Annotated in this window: 15 protein-coding genes; 2 read left to right on the top strand and 13 right to left on the bottom strand. The window is 72.8% G+C overall.

Annotated elements, in window-relative coordinates; all coding sequences use genetic code 11:
• Positions 1 to 66: 66 nt before the first annotated feature.
• Positions 67 to 885 (top strand): SAM-dependent methyltransferase, encoded by an 819-nt coding sequence (locus tag AB0399_RS11890; RefSeq protein WP_366411150.1) that lies wholly within the window; start codon positions 67 to 69, stop codon positions 883 to 885.
• A 59-nt stretch (positions 886 to 944) separates the two neighbouring features.
• Here the strand turns inward: AB0399_RS11890 and AB0399_RS11885 are convergent, their stop codons facing one another.
• The 12 genes from AB0399_RS11885 to AB0399_RS11830 form a co-directional block, all read right to left on the bottom strand.
• The gene (locus tag AB0399_RS11885) at positions 945 to 2231 is read right to left on the bottom strand and encodes a DUF2254 domain-containing protein (protein ID WP_366411149.1); all 1287 of its coding nucleotides are present in this window, start codon (positions 2229 to 2231) and stop codon (positions 945 to 947) included.
• A 5-nt stretch (positions 2232 to 2236) separates the two neighbouring features.
• Positions 2237 to 3928: a SulP family inorganic anion transporter gene (locus tag AB0399_RS11880; protein WP_366411148.1), complete on the bottom strand. Its 1692-nt coding sequence runs from the start codon at positions 3926 to 3928 to the stop codon at positions 2237 to 2239.
• A gap of 12 nt (positions 3929 to 3940) precedes the next feature.
• On the bottom strand, positions 3941 to 4351 hold the full coding sequence (locus tag AB0399_RS11875; protein ID WP_366411147.1) for a DUF202 domain-containing protein: 411 nt from the start codon (positions 4349 to 4351) through the stop codon (positions 3941 to 3943).
• A 49-nt stretch (positions 4352 to 4400) separates the two neighbouring features.
• On the bottom strand, positions 4401 to 5102 hold the full coding sequence (locus AB0399_RS11870) for a GAP family protein (RefSeq protein ID WP_366411146.1): 702 nt from the start codon (positions 5100 to 5102) through the stop codon (positions 4401 to 4403).
• A 93-nt stretch (positions 5103 to 5195) separates the two neighbouring features.
• Positions 5196 to 5567 (bottom strand): hypothetical protein, encoded by a 372-nt coding sequence (locus AB0399_RS11865; RefSeq protein ID WP_366411145.1) that lies wholly within the window; start codon positions 5565 to 5567, stop codon positions 5196 to 5198.
• A gap of 230 nt (positions 5568 to 5797) precedes the next feature.
• Positions 5798 to 8044: a TIM-barrel domain-containing protein gene (locus AB0399_RS11860; RefSeq protein WP_366411144.1), complete on the bottom strand. Its 2247-nt coding sequence runs from the start codon at positions 8042 to 8044 to the stop codon at positions 5798 to 5800.
• Positions 8041 to 9159, bottom strand: a complete 1119-nt coding sequence (locus AB0399_RS11855) for a glycoside hydrolase family 15 protein (RefSeq protein ID WP_366411143.1) — start codon at positions 9157 to 9159, stop codon at positions 8041 to 8043. The genes AB0399_RS11860 and AB0399_RS11855 overlap by 4 nt, the downstream gene beginning before the upstream one ends.
• 92 nt (positions 9160 to 9251) lie before the next feature.
• Complete coding sequence (locus AB0399_RS11850) at positions 9252 to 10559, bottom strand: sugar ABC transporter substrate-binding protein (RefSeq protein WP_329365299.1); 1308 nt, start codon at positions 10557 to 10559, stop codon at positions 9252 to 9254.
• 10 nt (positions 10560 to 10569) lie between these two features.
• Positions 10570 to 11454 carry a carbohydrate ABC transporter permease gene (locus AB0399_RS11845; RefSeq protein WP_366411142.1) on the bottom strand — a complete coding sequence of 295 codons (885 nt, stop codon included), beginning with the start codon at positions 11452 to 11454 and terminating at the stop codon, positions 10570 to 10572.
• The gene (locus tag AB0399_RS11840) at positions 11451 to 12332 is read right to left on the bottom strand and encodes a sugar ABC transporter permease (RefSeq protein WP_366411141.1); all 882 of its coding nucleotides are present in this window, start codon (positions 12330 to 12332) and stop codon (positions 11451 to 11453) included. The genes AB0399_RS11845 and AB0399_RS11840 overlap by 4 nt, the downstream gene beginning before the upstream one ends.
• Positions 12329 to 13540, bottom strand: coding sequence for an ROK family transcriptional regulator (locus AB0399_RS11835; protein WP_366411140.1), 1212 nt, complete (start codon positions 13538 to 13540; stop codon positions 12329 to 12331). The genes AB0399_RS11840 and AB0399_RS11835 overlap by 4 nt, the downstream gene beginning before the upstream one ends.
• Before the next feature lie 499 nt (positions 13541 to 14039).
• Positions 14040 to 14924: a LysR family transcriptional regulator gene (locus AB0399_RS11830; RefSeq protein ID WP_366411139.1), complete on the bottom strand. Its 885-nt coding sequence runs from the start codon at positions 14922 to 14924 to the stop codon at positions 14040 to 14042.
• A 171-nt stretch (positions 14925 to 15095) separates the two neighbouring features.
• Between AB0399_RS11830 and AB0399_RS11825 the strand changes: the two genes are divergently transcribed.
• Complete coding sequence (locus AB0399_RS11825) at positions 15096 to 16016, top strand: oxidoreductase (RefSeq protein ID WP_366411138.1); 921 nt, start codon at positions 15096 to 15098, stop codon at positions 16014 to 16016.
• A 381-nt stretch (positions 16017 to 16397) separates the two neighbouring features.
• Here the strand turns inward: AB0399_RS11825 and AB0399_RS11820 are convergent, their stop codons facing one another.
• Positions 16398 to 17339 (bottom strand): LysR family transcriptional regulator, encoded by a 942-nt coding sequence (locus AB0399_RS11820; protein ID WP_329365312.1) that lies wholly within the window; start codon positions 17337 to 17339, stop codon positions 16398 to 16400.
• Between the last annotated feature and the right edge of the window lie 311 nt (positions 17340 to 17650).

The raw sequence follows: 17650 nt of genomic DNA, 5'->3' as shown, positions 1-17650 counted from the left end.
GGGGACGACCACACCGGTCCCGTCCACGGCCCGCGGGCCGACAGACACACGCATGAAGGGGAGAACATGACCACCAGGCAGGCCGGCCGCGACCTCGACACGAGCAAGGCGCACTCGGCCCGGATGTACGACTACTTCCTCGGCGGCAAGGACCACTTCGAGATCGACAAGGAAGCCGCCCTGGTCGCCGCCCAGGCCCACCCCGGTATCTACGTGACCGCGCGCGAGAACCGGGCGTTCATGCACCGGGCCACCCGGGTGCTGGCCCAGGAGCACGGCATCCGCCAGTGGCTCGACATCGGCACGGGTATACCGACCGAGCCCAACCTGCACCAGGTGGCCCAGTCCGTCGCGAGCGACGCCCGCGTGGTGTACGCGGACAACGACCCGCTCGTCCTGAAGTACGCCGAACGCCTCATGCGCAGCACCAGCCAGGGACGCACGGCCTACGTCGAGGCCGACATCACCGACCCCGACGCGCTGATGAGCTCCGTGGAGGACGCGGGGGTCCTGGACTTCGACCAGCCCATCGCGCTCTCCCTCAACGCGCTCATGCACTTCATCACCGACCCGCACGACCCGTACGCCATCGTGCACCGCCTGCTCGACCCGCTCCCGGCGGGCAGCGCCCTCGCCATGAACCACTGCACGCCCGACTTCGACCCCGTCACCTGGAACAGGGTCGCGGAGGTCTACACGAAGTCCGGTTCCCCGGTGCAGTTCCGCTCGCACAGCGACGTCCGCCGTTTCTTCGACGGGCTCGACCTGATCGACCCCGGCATCTGCTGCTGCCACCGCTGGCGTTCCACCGAACCCGCCACCCCCGGTGCGGAGATCGCGGACGCCGAGATCAGCCTGCTCGCAGGCGTGGGCATCAAACGCTGACCCGAACCACCCGGCAGTGCGGCCGGCCGGGCGCCGGGCGCCGCGGCCGGGTGCGGGGGTCATCGGGTGGGGGCGGGGCCGCCGATGCCCTGGGGGTCGGGGGTGGTGGCGGCTTCGGACATGGTCGGGTCCGGGAAGGCGCGGGCGGCGCGGTCCAGGATGGCGCGGTAGGGGGTGAGGGTGGCGGCGCGGGCGGGCGGGATGGTCCGCTGCACCGTGTCGAGCAGGGCCCGCAGGCGACGCTGGACCTGGAGGGAGCCGGCTCCGTAGCCGAGGATCTCCGCGAGGGCCAGGTCGAGGAGCTGGCTCCAGCCAGGGCGGGGGATGGTGGCGCGGGCGGCGCCGTCGCGGTCGCGGAGGGTGGCCGGGCCGAGCGGCCGGGGGGCGAGGCGCAGCAGGGCCGCTTCGATCTGGTCGAGGGCCTGGACGGCGGTGGTCGGGTCGTTGACGGCGGGTGACAGGGCGCGGATCGCGACGTCGACGAGCAGGCGCAGCCCGTATGCGGGGTCGTGGTCGATACGGCGGGAGGGCCCGAGGCGTACGGCGCGGACCAGGCGCCGTGCGTCGGACTCGGCCGGCGGCCCGGGGGTGACGCGCAGGAGGGGCTCGCCGGGTTCGACGAAGCTGCCGACGGCCGTCAGGCAGGTGACGTGCAGGCCGCTGCCGGCCGCGGCCGCCGCGATGGCGGGACCGTCGATGCGCTGGACGATGCCGCCGGCGGTCGCGGTGACCACGGCACCCTCCGGTTCGGGCCCGGCGCCCGGCCCGGCAGCCGGCTCCGCTGCTGCCGTGTCCTGCCAGACGCGGTCAAGTGCCTCGTGCAGCCGCTGCCCGACCGCGCGTACGAGGCCGCCGCCGGTGATCATCTCCCGCAGCCCGGCGAGCGTGCGCAGGATCGTGCCCGTGGACAGGACGACGAAGACGATGGCCAACGTGACCGCCAGGTCCGGCACATGGTGCTCGCGGACCTGCGCGAGGACGACGAGGGAGTACACGGCCGTCCCGGTCAGCGCGCCGAACAGCACCAGCGAACGCTCGAAGAAGCCCAGCACCCCGGCGAGCCGGGACGACATGCTCTGCACGGACTGGACGACCAGGGTGACGGCGGTCAGCACGAAACCGGTGAGGGTGATGATGCCCGACGCGATCGCCCCGAGGGTGGCCTGCGCGGCGGACGCGTCGTAGGACAGGCCGCCGAGGTTCCTGGTCCGTTCCAGGTGCGGCAGCCACCAGCCCAGTAGCGCCCCGGCGGCCACGAGCACGACGGCCAGGCCGCGGTTGGGCCACGTCGCGCGGGGTGAGCGGCGGGAGCGGCGGCGGCCGGTGGCGGACAGCGGGTTGCGCATGGCCCTCACTTCTGCGATCCGGCCGGCGGCCGGGCGACCGCGGCGATGGCGTCCTCGACGGTGGCGTGCACGGCGTCGGGGCCGAGCCGGGCGGCGAGCCGGTGGTGGTCGAACGCGGGCCGGGCCACCGCGCGCAGACCGGCGAGGTGCAGAGCGCTGCCCTGACGGTCGAGGGCGGCGCGCAGCTCGTCCAGGGTGTCCAGGACGGGGACGCCGAGGTGGTAGCTCGCACCCAGGTCGAGGACGACGGTGTGGGGTCGGGGGTGGGCGGCCGAGGCCAGCGCGAGCAGGCCCAGCCGGGTGCGGTCGGCGTTGCCGAAGAACAAGGCGCCGTCCAGCCGGGTGGCGAGGACCCCGGGGACGGTGGTCGCGCCGGGGTGCTGCGCGGCGTCGCCGTACAGCCGGCCGCCGGGCAGCCGGCCCAGGACCGACAGGTGCGCGGTGCTGGCGGCGGCGATGAACAGCACCAGCGACAGCGCCACCGCCAGCAGCAGCCCGGGCAGCAGGTCGAAGAGCAGCACCCCGGCCAGCGCGGTCAGCGCCACCCCCAGGCTCGCCCGGTCCGCTCGGGCGTAGCGCCGCAGTTCGGAGGTGGACAGGAAGCCGCGGACGGCGACGATCACGATCGCGCCGAGCACCGGCTCGGGCAGGTCGGTGAAGAGCGGGGTGAGGAAGGCGCCGGTGAGCAGGATGAGCACGGCGGCGATCAGCGAGGTCAGCTGGGAGCGGGCGCCGGCGGACTCGGCGGCGGCGCTGCGCGAGGCACTGCCGGAGACGGCGAAGCCGCGGACGAAGCCGACCGCGACGTTCGCGAATCCGACCGCCGCCATCTCCCGGTTGCCGTCCACCTCGTCGCCGTGCTCGCGCGCGAACCGCGAGGCGATGCTGAACGCCTCGGCGAACACCACCAGCGACACCCCGCAGGCCCCGCCGACCAGTTTCCACCAGTCCGCGGCCGGGATACCGGGCAGGTGGGGCACCGGTACGGCCGAGGGGATCTTCCCGACCACCTCCACCCCGTGGTCCTCCAGCCCGGCCGCCGCGGACACCGCCAGCGCCACGACCAGCACCACGAGGGACGCGGGGAGCCTGGGGACGTAGCGCTCCAGCGCGAACAGCGCCGCCAGTGCCGCGGCCCCGACGGCCAGTGAGGCGAGCGACCAGTCGGGCAGGTGCCGCAGCAGCGTCCACACGCGGGGGAAGAACTGCCCGTCGCCGCTGGACACCCCGACGATCTTCGCGGCCTGGCGGACCACGATGGTCAGCGCCATCCCGAACAGGAAGCCGTACAGCGCCGGTTCGGCGAGGAAGTTCGTCACGAACCCGAGCCGGGCCAGCCCCGCGGCCAGCAGCACACCGCCGGCGATCACCGCGAGCGCCGCCGACAGGCCCACCGCCCGCTTGGGGTCCGACGTGATGTCCGCGACCGTCGCACCCGACAGCACCGCCGCCGCGGAGGTCGCCCCGATGATCAGGAACCGGGAGCGGCCGAGCAGGACGTACGCGACCAGGGCGACCGGCGCGGCGTAGAAGGCGTTCTGCGGCGGCACCCCCGCGATCTGCGCGTACGCCACGCACTCCGGGACGATCAGGGCCCAGGCGGTCAGCGCGCCGAGCAGGTCGCCCCGGGCGCCCGGGCCGCTCACGCCGGACAGCGTCGACCGGACGCGGACCAGCGGGTGCGGTCGTACGGCCACCGATCCACCTCCTCATGACGCGATGACGATGACCGCGACGACGAAACCGGCGAGCACCAGCAGCGCCGCGGTGAGCACGGGCGGGCTCACGACGCGGCCCAGGGGCAGCCGGTGGCGCATCCGGGCCTGGCGGACGCGCCACTGGACGTATCCGGTGACCGTGACGCCGCCCGACAGGGCGACGAGATAGGCGCCGAGCGCCAGTCGCAGGACGCGCGGCGTGATGACGGTGAGATTGACGACGACGAAGGAGGCGGCCAGCAACGCCAGCGCGGTACGCGACCAGGCCAGCAGGGTGCGTTCGTTGGCCAGGGTGGCCCGGTAGTCGGGTTCCTCGCCCCGCTCCCACCACGCGCCCTCCGCGGTCGAACGGTGGGCGTCGTCACGTCCGGACCCGGTGGCCGGGTCGTCGTCCCCGGCCATCAGCGGCCGCTCTCGCGTGCCGGGGGCGCCGCGGCACCGCTGCTCGCGCTCACCGGGTCAGACCGCTGATCGCGTCGCCGACGTACTTGGCGCCCAGGACGACCAGCACCGTCGTCATGATCGCCGCGTTGTGCCGGGCCATCCAGGTGCGCCACTCCCCCAGTACGGCCTCGGACCGGCTGCCGCCCAGCAGGTACGTGCCCAGCGGCAACAGGGTGCACAGCGACGCGACGAGCACCATCAGGACGGCGGCGACGGTCTTGCCGCCCGTGCTCGCGCCGGAGGCGGTGATGGAGACGGCGCCGCCGATCGCGAGGACCAGGTTCTTCGGGTTGGCCACCGCGAGCGCCGCGGCCAGACCGGCGGACTTGGCGGGCGAGAAACCGTCCATCGCCCGCATCCACCCGGGCGGCGCCGCCTCCTGCCCCTCGCGCGGACGCCGGCGCCACTGCCCGGCGCCCAGCACCAGGAACACCAGCCCGAGCGCGAGTTTGAGCCAGTACGTCCAGCGCCCCGGCCCACCGTCGCCATGGGAGGCGTCCCCGCCCGAGCCGACCAGCACCACCACCGTGACCAGCACGGCGAGCGCCACGATCCACCCGGCGGTGAACGCCATGCCGTTGGCGCGTCCCTTCGGCGTGGCCAGCATGAGGATCACCGCGATCAGCGGCAACGGGCTGATGGCGATCCCCACGGCGGACGCCAGCATCTGCCCGATCGCGTCACCCACGGCACCACGCCCTCCGGTCACAGGAACGCTCCTCACGCTCCGCGAGCCCACCGGATGCCGCGACCCGGTGGACCCACGTGGGTGACCGACCCGGCGGAGATCCGGGCAGGACGCCTACGCGCCCGCGTGCCGCCCGTAGCCACCGCCACCGGGGTGGTGCGGCTTCGGCGTCGCCCTGGGCGGCCACGACCCGGAACCGGTCGGCGTGGGTGTGGGGGGTGTGGGGATGGGCGTACCCGTATCCGTCGGCGTACCCGTATCCGTCGCCGTGGGGGGCTCGCAGGTCACGGCGACGTGGCCGAGTTCCAGGCGGGTGACCGGACCGTCGTAGGCGACGGCCCCGTCCGAGTCGCGGAACGTGCCGGTGATCGTGATGTCCAGGCCGGCGCGTGCGGAGGACACCGGCTGGTCGGCCCCGCCGGACGGGTCGGAGAGGTCCCCCTCGTCGAGCCCCGCGTCCGGGGCAGAGCCCGCCGTGCCGAACACGCCGGTGGAACGCGGTCGGCCCGGCCACGGGCACGTCGGAGACGGTCAGGTCGGCCAGGGTGCTGGTCGCCACGTCGCCCTCGGCCGCACCACCGCCCACCCGCGCACCGTTCTCACCCGCGCACCGTTCTCACCTCCGACCCCGAGGACCTGGCTCTCCTGTGCGGCCCCACCGTGGAAGTCCTCAAGGTGTGAGCTCCCACCGGCGAAGGGCCTGACGGCGGGAGCGGTCAGGCCGGCTCGGCGAACAGGGGGCCGAGGTCCGGCCAGCGGGCGGCGGTGGCGAAGACCGGGATGGTGCCCAACGGCGCGTGCCGCTCGATGACTCCGCCGCCGGTGACGGGCTCGCCGGTCCACACGTCGACCCAGTCGCCGGCCGGCAGGTAGACGCTGCGACCGGTGGCACCGGGCTCGGTGACCGGGGCGACCAGCAGCGCGGACCCGAGGAGGAACTGGTCCTGGTGGTCCCAGATCGCCGGGTCGTCGGCGTGGTCGAAGAACAGTCCCCGCATCAGCGGCTTGTTCTCGGCGAGCCCCGCCTCGGTCTCCGCGACGAGGTAGGGGACCAGGCGCTCGCGCAGCTTGGCGTAGCGGCGGAAGACCTCCAGCACCCGCGGATCGCCGGAGCGTTCGGCGATGTTCCACGGGGTGCGGTCACGCAGCGGCAGGCGGTGGTGGTTGAACTCGGAGTGGTACTGCATGATCGGGACGAACGTGGAGAACTCCGTGGCCCGCAGATAGAGTTCGGCGTCCGGAACGTCACCGGAGAAGCCGGCCAGGTCCCAGCCCCAGTAAAGGATGCCGCACGCGGAGGCGGTGATTCCGGCGTTGACCGAGTGCCGGTAGGCGGCCCAGGTGGAGTCCTCGTCGCCGGCCCAGAAGGCGCCGGCGGTCTGCGAACCGGTGAAGCCGGCGCGGCTGAAGGTGACCGGCGCCTTGCCGCACTCCTTCAGCAACTCCCCGTAGGCGCGCGGGTATTCGACCGGGTAGCGGTTGTTGCCCGCGTCGCCCGCCGTGCCGTCGGCGTAGTGCAGGTCGGCGCCCCAGGCGTGCTCGCCGCCGTCCGTCTTGAAGCCGTCGACGCCGATCTCGTCGACCAGGTACCGGCGCTTCGACAGCCACCACGCGCGGGCCCGCGGATCGGTCAGATCCGGCATCAGGGCGAGCGGGAACCACCACCCGCGGTTGCGGTAGGGGCGCGCGCCGTTCTCCTCCAGGACGCCGTAGCCGTTCTCGATCATCGCGCGCGCGTCGGCGGCGGCCTGGCCGGTCGGGTGCGGGCGCATCTTCATCAGCGGGATCTGCCAGAGCAGCACCCTGACGCCGCGCGCGTGGAGCTCGTCGACCATGCCCTTGGGGTCCGGCCAGGCGCCCTCCGCGGGGAAGGTGAAGTCGGCCAGCCGGTGCGGCGAACCGTCCTCGTGCACGTCGTAGCGGGCGTCACGGAAGGCGGTGAAGGTGGACTCGTCGCTCCACGCCTCGATGACCAGGGCCCGCACCGGGATGTCCAGTTCGCGGTGGGTGTCCATCTCGGCCATCACCCGGGCCTGGGTGTTCCACTCGTTGCCGCTGGCCCACAGGCCGAACACCCAGTCGGGGAGCCGTTCGGGGCGGCCGGTCTCGTCGAGGAAGGCGCCGAGCACCTGGTCGGCGCGGCCGGCGTAGCCGGCGGTGTCGAGCACGCCGTCCGGGCCCACTTCGGCCTCGATCCACAGCCGGTCGCCTTCCGCGGCGCCGATGTCGTACCAGGTGCGGCGTGAGGTGCGGACGTGGAAGCCCCACCCGTCGCCGCCGACGACCATGGCGAAGGGCATCGGCAGGTAGCTGCGGCTGGTGAAGCCCTGGCCCTTGTACTGCTCGAAGACCTGCGCGTCCAGGGAGCGGCCGCGCTGGTCCACCGCGTCGTAGCGCTCGCCGAAGCCCACCACGTGCTCGGCGGGCGCCAGTCGCAGCGCGAAGCGGACCCGCAGCGGGGTGCCGTCGCCCGCGGTCAGCGTGCGGGTGCTGCCCTCGACCAGGCGGCTCGCGGCGGCCCCGGTGACGGTGAGCCCGGTGGCGCCCTCGTGCCAGACGGCGGGGCTGACGCTGTACCAACTCGTCCTGTGCGTACGCCCGTCCGCGTGCGTGGCGACGAACCGGTAGCGCGCGGACGCGCCCTCGGCCAGCGGCTCCGGGCGGACCACCCACCGTTTGCGGTCCTGGCGCGCGGCGCCGGAGGCGGCCGCGGCGAGGTGGCTGTCGCTGTCGCCGCCGGAGTCGCCGACCGGCGCGGCGCCCTGCTCCTCGCCGCTCTCCACGGCGGCGGTCAGCAGCAGGGCACGGTCCTCCGTCAGCCATTCGCAGACCACGGCGGTGACCTGCGGGCCGGTGGAGGCCCGCACCTCGAACCCCTGTCCGGCCAGCGGGGTGGCGGGAACACGCTGCTCGTCGGTGGGCTGGTAGGGGTGGCCTGAGCCGTGCGGGCGGTGGCGGATCACGGGGTGACTCCCAGTTCGTCGGCGAGGATCAGGTACATGGCGTGGGACCAGAGCAGCGGGGTGGCGTTGGGCCCCCAGCGCTCCTCCCATTCGGGCAGCCGGCGCGGCGCCTGGAGCCGTACGCCGGGGGCCTGTTCGGGCAGCAGGTGCTCGGCGGTGGCCTGGGCCGCGATCCAGTCCAGCTCGCGCAGGGCGTCGTCCCTGCGGCCCGTGCGCGCGTAGTGCCAGCCGAGGAAGCCGGCGAGCACCGGCCACTGGCCGCCGCCGTAGAAGGTGTCGCCCAGGTAGCGGTAGACGCCGCCGCCGGGTTGGGCGATGTCGAGTTCCACGGCGTGCACGGTGGCGCGGGCGACGGGCCCGTCGAGCGGGACGTTGCCGAACGGGGTGAGGCACGCCAGCAGGCTGCCGTCGACCTGCTTGCTGCCCAGCCACTTGGCCAGGTGGCCGTCGAACAGGCCGCGTTCCTCGATCATCGCGTCGATGGCGCCGACGGTGTCGGCGCACACGTCGTCCAGGCCGACCGCGGCCGCCATCCCCGACGCGCGCACCGCGTGCAGGCCGCCGCGGATCGCGCCCAGGGTGGCCCCGTGCACCTGGTCGGCGTACTCCTCCCACCAGTCGTAGCAGGGCGTCGCCCAACTGGCGGCCAGGTAGCCGATGGTGAGCCGGACCGCCTCGCGGTACGGCGCGTGATCCCCTTGGTGCCGGGCGAGATGCTCGGTCAGCGCCCACAACCACGTTCCGTAGCCGTCGAGTTGGAAGTCCCACCAGCCCACCTCGCCGGTGTCCTCGCCTTCGAGGGTGTAGCGCGTCGGCAGGCGGTCGCCCTCGGCCGGCTGCTCGCCGCGGCGCACCGCGGCGACGAGCTTCTCGATGCGCGCGGACCGGTCGGTGAGGACCTTCGCGCTCCAGCGGTGGAAGGCGTCCGCGCTGCCGGCCGCCCCCGCCCGGGAGGCCGCCTCGGCGACGAACGAGCCGTCGCGCAGCCAGGAGTAGCGGTACACCTCGTACTCCGGGCAGGCCGGGTAGGCGCCGGAGGAGTGCTGGTTGCCGGTGATCACCTCGATGCTGCGGCGCAGCAGAGCGGAATGGTCGGGGGCGTGCGGGTCGGGCACGGGGTCTCTCCTGGAGTACGGGTGGTACGGGCGGTACGGAGGTGCGGGCAGTGCGGAGGTGGTGGCGGTACGGAGGTGCGGCGGTACGGGGCTCAGTCGTCGTGCGACAGCAGTGGCTGGACCTGGCGGGCTGCCGTGGCGAGGGCCTTCTCGACGGTCGCCGAACCGGTCGTGACGGCCTGGAGTTCGTTGGTGACGATGTCCGCGATCTGCGCCTGGTGGACCAGTTGGGGGGAGGGCGCCACGTGCTTCAGCGCCTCGAAGACGGCGGCGCGGTTGGTCGGCGGCGTCTGCGCCAGGTAGCTCTTCCGCAGGCTCGCGCCCGTCGCCGGGGACAGCTCCCAGGAGGTGTCGATGCGCAGCTTGGCGACTTCCTGGGAGGTCGTCAGGTAGCGCATCCACTGCCAGGCGGCGTCGGCGTTCTTCGACTGGCTCGACATCGCGAGGGAGTTCTGGAAGACCGACTCGGCCGGGGTGGCGGTGCTCGCCGCGGGTTCCTGGACGACGTCCCAGCTCAGGCCGTGGACGGCGGCGAGGTTGGGGAAGAACCAGGAGCCGCTGTGCCAGATGCCGAGCTTCCCCTCCTCGAAGAGCCTGGTGTCGTAGTCGGTGCTGCCGCCCATCTGCGCCTGGGTGGGCATGGTGCTGCCGACCTTGCCGGTCAACCACCGTGCGGCGGCGATGCCTTGCGGGCTGTCGAAGGCGACCCGGGTGCCGTCCTCGGACAGGAAGCTGCCGCCGTTCTGCGCCAGGGCCTTGGTGAACTCCAGGTAGGTGGTGTTCTGGTAGTCGCCGAAGACGCCGTGGCCGAGGGCGGCGATCTTCCGTGCGGCCCGCTGCTCGTCCTGCCAGGTCCAGTCCGCGGTGGGATAGGCCACGCCCGCCGCGTCGAAGAGCTTCTTGTTGTAGAAGAGGAGTTCGGTGGAGAAGCTGGACGGCAGGCCGTACTGCCGGCCGTCGTAGCGGAAGCCGGCCAGCGAGGACGCGGAGAAGTGGCCGGCCACCGCGTCGGCGCGGACCCGGGAGTCGAGGTCGGCGAGGGCTCCGGAGTCCGCGAAGGAGGCGAACTCGTCCTGGTTGAGCTCGAAGACGTCCGGGGCGGTGCCACCGGCGGCACTCGTCTGCAACTGGGTGAAGTACTGGTCGAACGGCGCGCTCTGGACCTGGACGTCGATACCCGGATGGGACCGCTCGAAGGACTTCGCCAGCCGTGCCAGGTCCTTGAGGTGGTCGGGCGCGGCGGTGAACGTCATGTAGTGCACGATCCGCCGGCCGTCCCCGGTCGTGGTACGGGTCACCGAACCGTGCGCGCAGCCGGCCACCAGGGCGACGACGGCGGTCAGGAGCGCGGCCGGGCGCAGCAGCCGGCGTACGGCCCGGCGCGGGGCGGGAATACTCATCGGGGCCTGCCTACTTGAGTCCGGTGGTGGCGATCGATCGCACCACGTGTTTCTGCGCGACCAGGTAGATCAGCAGCATCGGGATCACGCTGACCACCGAGCCCGCCATCACCACGTTCCAGTGGGTGGTGAACTGGCCCTGAAGCGCGGACAGCCCGAGCGGCAGGGTGTAGAGCTCCGGGGAGCGGGTGACCACCAGCGGCCACAGGAAGTTGTTCCAGGAGGCCATGAACCCGAACACGGTGAAGGTCGCCAGCGTGGGGCGCACCAGCGGCAGCACCACCGTCCACAGGATGCGCAGATGGCCCGCGCCGTCCACCAGCGCGGCCTCCTCCAGCTCACGGGGGACGGAGAGCATCGCCTGGCGGATCAGGAAGGTGCCGAAGGCGGAGGCCAGGCCGGGCAGCAGAATCCCGGCGTAGGTGTCGATCAGGCCCAGCTGCTTCATCTCCACGAACAGCGGGACCAGCAGCACCTGCTGCGGGATCATCATGGTCGCCAGGTAGATCATGAACAGGGCGTCACGACCGCGGAAGTGGAAGCGCGCGAAGGCGTACCCGGCCAGCGTGCTGGTCGCGAGCTGGACGGCGGTGGAGACCACCGAGATCCACAGCGAGTTGCCCAGGATGCGCCAGAACGGCATGGCCGAGGTCAGCGTGCCGAAGTTGCCGCCGGTCAGATGGCGGAGCGAAGGCGCGGACCCGAGGGAGCCGTCCGGCTGGAACGCGGTGAGCACCATCCAGGCGAACGGGAAGAGCATGCACAGCGCGCCGACGACCAGGACGGCGCTCACCCCGATCCGGGCCGCGCCGGAGCGGCGACGTGCACTGTGCGACGCGCTCGGCTCGGGTTCCAACAGATCGTGCGGGCGCACCCGGGGGGTCGTCGCGGTCACTGGGCGTCCACCACCTTTCGCTGCAGCCGGCTCTGGGCCAGCGAGACGAGCAGGATGACGACGAACAGCACCCAGCTCAGGGCGCTGGCATAGCCGATCCGCCCGTAGCGGAAGGAGTCGTCGTACACCGCGGAGACCACGGTCGTGGTGGCGCCGGCGGGTCCGCCGCCGGTCATCACGAAGACCTGGTCGAACACCTGGAAGCCGTTGATCACGGAGATCATCACCACGAACAGTGTCGACGGCGCCAGCAGCGGGAAGGTGACGTACCGGAACCGGTGCCAGGAGCCGGCGCCGTCGATCATCGCCGCCTCGTGGACGGCCTGCGGGATCGCCTGGAGCCCGGCCAGCAGGATCACCATCACGAAGCCCAGGTCCTTCCAGGCCGAGGCCAGGACGACCGAGGCCATCGCCCAGTCCGGGTCGGTCCACCAGCCGGGGCCGTGGATGCCGAACCAGCCGAGCACCGTGTTGAAGGCGCCGGACTCCGGGTTGAGAATCCACTTCCAGACCAGGGCCACCACGACCCAACTGGTCACCACGGGAAGGAAGTAGATCCCGCGCAGCAGGTTGCGGCCGCGCATCGCCCGGTTCAGGCCCAGCGCGATGAGCAGCCCGCCGACGTAGACCAGGGGCAGATACCCGACGACGTAGAGGAGGGTGTGGCGGAACGCCTTCCAGGTGGCCGGGTCGCTCAGCACGTCCCGGTAGTTCGCCAGCCCCGTCCAGCGCATCGGCTTGAGCAGGTTCCAGTCGTGGAAGCTGATCCACAGCGAGCCGAACATCGGGCCCAGCACGAACGCCAGGATGAGCACGAGGCTCGGAGCCAGCAGCAGCGCCAGCAGGGCCGCCTTGCGGGGACCGCGCAGGGTGTTCATGACGCCCCGCCGCCGACCATGCCCATCCGGGCTCGGACCGCTTCCGCGGGTCCCTCGCCGGGGGCGTCGCCGCCGAACGGCGCGGACAGCACGACGGCGGCGGCGCCGCGCGCCCACGCCTGGTCGTTCCAGTCGTCGGTGATCACGGTCAGCCCGTTCGTGGGGCGGAAGAGGTGGCCGCGCAGGGCCGGCTCGAATCCGTCCCGCAGGTAAGGCCAGAAGGCCGCGCCCTCCCCGGTGACGACGACCGCGCCCGGGTCCAGCACGTTGGCGACGCCCGCGAGGGTGCGCCCGAGCAGCCGGCCGGCTCCGCGTAGCAGTTCCAGCGCCGCGCTCTCCCCCGCCTCGGCCAGGGCCATCAGCGACTCCGGCCGGTCGCCGGGTTCGAGCAGGCCGTGCTCGACGGCGGTACGCAGCAGTCCCGCGAAGCCGAGGTACGCCTCCAGGCAACCGCGGTTGCCGCACTGGCACATCCGCCCGTTGTCGGTCACCGGAACGTGCCCGATCTCACCCGCGGCGCCGGTGGTGCCGCGCCGCACCGCGCCCCGCTCGACCACGGCGAGACCGACGCCGTGACCCAGGGTGAGCACCAGGAAGTCGTCCCGGCCCCGCCCGTGCCCGTACAGGAGTTGGGCGGCGCCCACGGTGTTCACGTCGTTGTCCACCAGGACCGGCAGCCCCAGCGCCCGTGACAGCGTCCGGCCCAGCGGCACCGCATGCCAGCCGAGGGTCGGCGAGTCGACGATCCCGGCCGGATCGACCCGGCCGGGGACGCCCACTCCCACGCCCAGCAGCCGTGGCTTCTCCGCGGGCTGCGTCAGCTCGGGCCCCAGGAGGGCGATGAGCCGATCGGCGGCGTCGTCGTCGACCGCGTCGAAGGGGTGGGTGAGGGCACCGCTGACCGTGCCGTCCAGGGTGACGTGCACCAGGGTGACGTGGTCGGGGGCGACCTTGATTCCCACGGCGCGCCCCGCGTCGGCCACCACGGCGAGCCGTATGGCCGGCCGGCCGCCGACCGAGGGCACCGAGCCCGCCTCGGCGATCAGGCCCTCCAGGAGCAGGCGTTTGGTGATCTGGGTGACCGTGGCCTGGCTGAGGTCGAGCCGGCGGGCGATCTCCACGCGGCTCAGCGGCCCGCTCCGCCCCAGCAGCGCCAGCACCGCCGTGCGTGACAGACCGCGAGGCGAGGTGGGGACGGTGGTGGACATGCTTCCCAACCCCCTTCCGTTGGCGACTAGTAGTAACTTCGGCAAGTAAATTTAGTCGCAAATTTAAGTCGGGGCGGCGGCGCTGTCAATCCCCGGGTGGGTGCGGGCAGGGTGGATCAGGGCAGGTCGGGGGTGGGGACGGGGCAGGCGGGGACGCGCGGGTGCGCACGGAGCGGGAGCGCGGGCGGGGCAGGCGGGGACGCGCGGGTACGCACGGAGCGGGAGCGCGGACGGGGCCGGCGGGTACGCGCGGGTGCGCACGGAGCGGGAGCGCGGACGGGGCCGGCGGGGACGCGCGGGTGCGCACGGAGCGGGGGTCCGGGTCCGGGCCGGACGGGCGCGGGTCCGGCCTGGACCGGTGCAGCCGGCGACGATCCTGTGTCGTACTCCCGCGCGGCCGACGCCACGCGACGTCCACGGCCGTCAGAACGGGGGGCGCCACCCGCCGATCAGGGCCCCGGACAGGTATTTCCGTGGTGGCGGCGTGCGTTGACGCCTGCTACAGAGCGGCGGCGAGTTCGCGTACCACCTCGGCGAAGCCCTGTACGAGGGGGCTGTTCGAACCCTTGCACCAGGCCAGGGCGACCCTCAGGGGTTCGACGTCGGTGAGCGGGACCCAGGACAGGTCGGGGCGGGCGTAGTACAGCGCCATGTTCGCCGGGGCGAAGCAGACCGCGGTGCCCTCGGCGACCTGCTCCAGCATCTCCTCGACGTTGTCGTTCTTCGGACCCCATCGCGGTGCGGAGCCGTCCGGTCTGGGGTTCACCGCCCACCAGTCGACCCACTCGCGCGGCGCCCGCTCCGTCCACAGCAGCGGCTCGTCCTTGACCTCCAGGATGCCGATGCCCGTACGTCCCGCCAGCGGGTGCCCGGCGGGCAGGCCGACGACCCGGGGTTCGGTGTGGACCACCTCGGTGTGCAGGTCGGTGAGGTCGGTGGGCAGCCAGACGAAGGCGACGTCCACCCGGCCGTCGCGCAGGGCGGCCGCCTCCTGGCCCCAGTCGAAGCGCTTCGGCTCCACCCGGACGCCCGGATTGCGGCGGGCGAACTCGGCCCGGGCCCGGGTGGTCAACTCGCCCGCGCCGCTTGCCTCGAAGCCGACCCGAAGCACCGCCTTCTCCTGGCAGCGGTGGCGTTCCGCCACGGCGAGGACACGGTCCGCCTGGCGCAGGGTCCGGCGTGCCTCGGTCACCACGTCGCGCCCGGCAGGGGTCTGGTTCACGCCGCCGGAGTGCCGCTCGAAGAGGAGGACGCCGAGTTCTGCCTCCAGCTTCCGCAGCGCGGACGACAGGGCCGGCTGGCTCACGTACAGCCGCGCCGCGGCCCGGCCGAGGTTCCCCTCCTCGGCGATCGCCACGAGGTAGCTCAACTGCCTCAGGTCCATGGGCAAGAGCATAACCAGCGGCGATAAACGCTCCTTATGGATCGTGTCGATCTCTGTCTTGGACGGCGGGGCCGGGCGGGGGCCGTAATGGAGACGCACGCCGGGACACCACCTCGGCCGTGTTCGCCGGCCGGCGCCCGGTCGGCTTCCGGAACCACCCTGGAGATCCCGATGAGCGACAACGCCCGCACCGCTGCTGACTCCGCCGCCGACACCGCCGCCGGCACCGCCGCCGACACCGGCACCCGCTCCGCGACCGGCAAGGTCTGGCTGATCACCGGCGCCAACTCCGGTTTCGGGCAGGCGATCACGCGGGTGGCGCTCGCCGCCGGTGACACCGTGGTGGCCGCCGTCCGCCGCCCCGAATCCCTCGACGAACTCGCCGCCGCGCACCCCGGCCGTGTCGTCCCCGTCGCCCTCGACGTCACCGACCCGGCCCGCATCACCGCCGTCGTCGCCGAGGTGATCCTCTGGTACGGGCGGATCGACGTACTGGTCAACAACGCCGGCCGCGGACATCTCGGCGCCGTCGAGGAGACCACCGACCGCGAACTGCGCGACCTGATGGCCCTGCACTTCTTCGGCCCGGCCGCGCTCACCCGCGCCGTGCTCCCGCACATGCGCCGGCAGGGCTCGGGCGCCGTCGTGCAGATGAGCAGCATGGGCGGCCGGTTCTCCTTCCCCGGCGTCGGCGCCTACTCGGCCACCAAGTTCGCTCTGGAGGGGCTGTCCGAGGCGCTGGCCCTGGAAGTCGCCCCGCACGGGATCAAGGTGCTCATCGTGGAGCCGGGGGCGTTCCGGACCGGGTTCGCCGGCGGCGGTGCGCTCCAGCAGTCGGCGCCCCTGGATGCGTACGCGGAGACGGTCGGCCCGGTCCGCGCCGGGCTCCCGGACAGCGACGGCAAGCAGCCCGGCGACCCCGAGAAGGCCGCCGCGGCGATCCTGACCGCGTTGGCCGCCGAGCGGACCCCGCTGCGACTGGCCCTCGGCAACGACGCCGCCGACGCCATCGCCGCCCAGTCGAAGGCCGCCGGCGAGGAGGCGGCGGCCTGGGACGCGGTCAGCCGGGGCACCGACTTCGACGGGGAGTGAGGGGGCGGCGCCAGTCCAGGCGGCTCGGCCTCCACACCAGCGCCCATACCGGCACCGGCCCCCGCACCCGCACCCGCACACCGCAATGCGCAACTCGCGATCCCGCCGCTGACCTCGGTGATGCTGGAGTCGGTGCCGCACGAGCGGGCCGGCCTCGCATCCGGAGTACTCAGCGCCGCCCGGCAGTTCGGCGGCGCGATCGGAGTCGCCCTGCTCGGTGCGCTGATCGCCGCCTCCAGCCTCACGGCTCCCGTAGCGATCACCCGACACCACCCCCGACGACTTACGGCACGGCCCCGGCCTGACCAGCCGGGGCCGGCCCTCCGCAAGTCAGAGACGACCCGGAGCCCGATTCCTGTCGCATCCCCGGAGCGGGGCGCGCTACGTCCGGCCCGACATCCGCCCGGGGGCCAGCGGTTCCGGGTTCAGCTCCCAGTTCCGGGCCGCGGCCACCAGGTGGTCGTGGAGCCGGGCCAGGCGCGGATCGGCGAGGGCTCCGTGCCGTGTGGCGAGGTGGTACGTGTTGAGCGGGGGGATGTCCGGCTCCCAGAGCGGTACCAGCAGGCCCGCCGCCAGTTCGTCGGCGCACAGATACGTGGGGATGACCGAGATGCCCGCGGACGAGCAGACCGCCGCGATGACGGCGCGGAGGTCGGGGACGACCGCCGACGGCACCCGCGGCGGCGGGGCGTCGAAGACGCTGCGCCAGTAGTGGTCGATGATGGGGAACGTCTCGCCGTAGGCGATGATCGGCAACTTCTCCAGCGCTCGCGGCCCGTCGACCGCCAGGGCGCCGGAGGGGATGGTCTCGGCGACCTGGGGCGATGCCAGCAGGGCGAGTTCCTCGTCGATGAGCGCCACCGAGTCCACCCCGCGCATCCGCGGCTGGACGGTGGAGACGACCATGTCCATGTGGCCGGTCCTGAGGTCTTCGAGGAGGTCGGGCGCTTCCCGGAAGCTGATCCGGATGTCCAGGCCGGACGCGATGAGTTCGCTGATCGAGGCCATGAGCCTCGCGGTCACCAGTTCGGCGGGGCCGCCGAGGCGCACCGGTCTGCTGCTGGGGCTGGTGTCGAAGTGCCGGCAGATGGCCGCGTCGAGGTTGGCCATGGGGGCCTGCACCTCGTAGGCCAGGGCCATTCCCTCGGAGGTGGGAACGGCACCCTGCGGGGTGCGGTCGAAAAGCGGTTTGCCGAACTTGCTTTCCAGTCCCCGGATATGCTGTGTAACGGCCGGCTGGGTGATGCCGAGTTTCTGTGCCGCCTTCGTGAAGGAGCCGGTATGGTAAACAGCGATAAACGTCTGCAGCCAACCCAGTTGCACGTGTCCGACCCCTCTGCGACGGAATGACCGACCATGCTGATGCGTGCGATGTCCACGGCGACATGCATGTGTTTCACCTTCGTTCTGAGTGCTATTCGATAAAATCAATCATTCTGGGCGGCATCAATCGTTATCAGAGATCCCGATGACGTGGTTCGGAGGGTTTCGGGAGGCTCGGTCGCGGAGCCGGGAGGGCGGAACCGGAGCCGGGAAGCGGGCGCGGAACCGGAACCGGCAGGCGGGCGCGGAAACGACACCGGCAGGCGGGACCCGCGCGCCCCGGCCGTCACGACGGGGCGCAGGTCTCCGCC

It is taken from the genome of Streptomyces sp. NPDC088194, assembly GCF_040702025.1.
GTDB lineage: Bacteria > Actinomycetota > Actinomycetes > Streptomycetales > Streptomycetaceae > Actinacidiphila.
Note: the sequence above shows the minus strand (reverse complement) of the source record. Positions and strands in the feature narration are given on the sequence as shown.

Coding starts and splice junctions, on each gene's coding strand:
- AB0399_RS11830 (WP_366411139.1), bottom strand. CDS start 14,924: ATGGACCTGAGGCAGTTGAGCTACCTCGTGGCGATCGCCGAGGAGGGG.
- AB0399_RS11825 (WP_366411138.1), top strand. CDS start 15,096: ATGAGCGACAACGCCCGCACCGCTGCTGACTCCGCCGCCGACACCGCC.
- AB0399_RS11850 (WP_329365299.1), bottom strand. CDS start 10,559: ATGAGTATTCCCGCCCCGCGCCGGGCCGTACGCCGGCTGCTGCGCCCG.
- AB0399_RS11840 (WP_366411141.1), bottom strand. CDS start 12,332: ATGAACACCCTGCGCGGTCCCCGCAAGGCGGCCCTGCTGGCGCTGCTG.
- AB0399_RS11885 (WP_366411149.1), bottom strand. CDS start 2,231: ATGCGCAACCCGCTGTCCGCCACCGGCCGCCGCCGCTCCCGCCGCTCA.
- AB0399_RS11890 (WP_366411150.1), top strand. CDS start 67: ATGACCACCAGGCAGGCCGGCCGCGACCTCGACACGAGCAAGGCGCAC.
- AB0399_RS11875 (WP_366411147.1), bottom strand. CDS start 4,351: ATGGCCGGGGACGACGACCCGGCCACCGGGTCCGGACGTGACGACGCC.
- AB0399_RS11835 (WP_366411140.1), bottom strand. CDS start 13,540: ATGTCCACCACCGTCCCCACCTCGCCTCGCGGTCTGTCACGCACGGCG.